Origin of the sequence: Gordonia jacobaea, from assembly GCF_965344965.1 — a bacterium.
In the GTDB taxonomy this organism is placed as follows: Bacteria; Actinomycetota; Actinomycetes; order Mycobacteriales; family Mycobacteriaceae; genus Gordonia; species Gordonia jacobaea.
Genome location: NZ_CBDRLS010000003.1, coordinates 383,753 through 385,380, shown reverse-complemented (window position 1 = coordinate 385,380; position 1,628 = coordinate 383,753). Strand labels below are relative to the sequence as shown.

Genomic DNA, 1,628 nt, shown 5'->3' with positions numbered 1-1,628 from the left:
GCGGTCTGAGCGGTCGGAGCGGTCGGAAGGGTCAGCCCGCGAGGATCTCGCGGAGTTTCTTGCGGCTCACCTTGCCGACGCCGGTCTCGGGGAATTCGTCGATGATCTTGACGATGTCGGGGAGCTTCCACTCGGCGAGGCCGTTCTCGCGGACAAAGCGTCGGATACCCGCGAGGTTCGGCGGATTGTCGGCGTCGTCGGCGATCAGGTAGGCGCAGGTGCGCTCACCGAGATAGGGGTCGGCTACCGCCACCACGATGGCGTCGCGCACCGCAGGGTGTGTCAGCAACTGTTCTTCGAGTTGCTCGGCGGACACCTTCTCGCCGCCGCGATTGACACGATCGCCGCCACGACCGCGCACCACGACGTTGCCCTCTGCGGTCAGCTCGACGACATCCCCTGTGCGGTACCACCCGTCGGTCGCGAACGACGACGGACTCGCGTCCTGCCAATACGAACGAATCGTGTACGGCCCCTGCGTCTCCAGAAAACCAGGTCCGGCGCCGACGTCGACGCCGTCCTCGTCGACGAGCCTGACCTGGTCATCTGCCGACATCGGACGGCCCTGCGTCGTGGTGATCACGTCGATCGGATCGTCGAGTCGCGTGTAGCAGACCAGGCCCTCGGCCATACCGAACACCTGCTGCAGGCGCACCCCGAGTGCCGGGCCGATGCGGCGTGCGAGTTCGTCCGGGCAGCGCGCACCTCCGACCTGAATGACGTCGAGAGACGAGAGGTCGAAAGATGTTCCGGCCTCGGCGGTTTCGGTCCACAGCCGCGCAAGGGGCGGCACGAGGCCGGTCATCGTCACGCCCTCGCGCGCCACCATCTCCCATGCGACGGACGGCGCGGGCGACGCGGTGAGGGCGATCGTCCCACCGGCACACATCGCGCCGAGAATGCCTGGCGAACTCATCGGGAAGTTGTGTGCGACGGGCAGCGTCGCGAGATAGACCGTGTCGGCGGTGACGCCGCAGAGTTCATTACTGCGACGCACGCTGTAGAGGTAGTCGTCGTGTGTGCGCGGAATGAGCTTGGGGATGCCCGTACTTCCACCCGACAGTTGTAGGAAGGCGAGTTCGGCGGGGTTCGCGCGGTCGTGCTCGCACGGTGGCGCCAACAACGCGTCGAGGTCGTCGGCGTCGATCCACCGGGTCACCGAATCAACCTGCGCCGCAATGGTGTCGGCGAGTCCGCGATAGTCGAATCCCGCGTCCTCGCGTGGCGAGATGATCGCGGTGGCACCGGCCGCGCGCGCGATACCGACGAGTTCGCCTGCACGATGAGCGGGAAGCGTGAACACCGGGATAGCGCGGAGTCGGAACAGCGCGAAGACGGCTTCGACGTAGCAGACCCGGTTCGGGATCTGCACCAGCACACGATCATCGGGCGCGATACCGAGTTCGACGAAGCCCGCCGCGATCCGGCTGACGCGATCGTTCAACTCCGCGTAGGTGAGCCTGCGGTGGATGTCGACGACAGCGGTATGGTCGGCGGACGCCGGGTCGTCGGCCCGAGAGCGCAGGACGTCGTCGAACGTCTCCCCCACCCACAGTCCGTCGGCTCGATATTTCGCTTCCAGTTCCGGGGGCCATGGAGACACGAGCATAAAGGTGAGGCTACCCTAA

At 66.3% G+C, this 1,628-nt stretch carries 1 protein-coding gene; it reads right to left on the bottom strand.

The genetic code is table 11. From position 1 onward, the window contains the following. Positions 1-31: 31 nt before the first annotated feature. Complete coding sequence (locus ACRVY7_RS12590; RefSeq protein WP_431817278.1) at positions 32-1,609, bottom strand: (2,3-dihydroxybenzoyl)adenylate synthase; 1,578 nt, start codon at positions 1,607-1,609, stop codon at positions 32-34. Between the last annotated feature and the right edge of the window lie 19 nt (positions 1,610-1,628).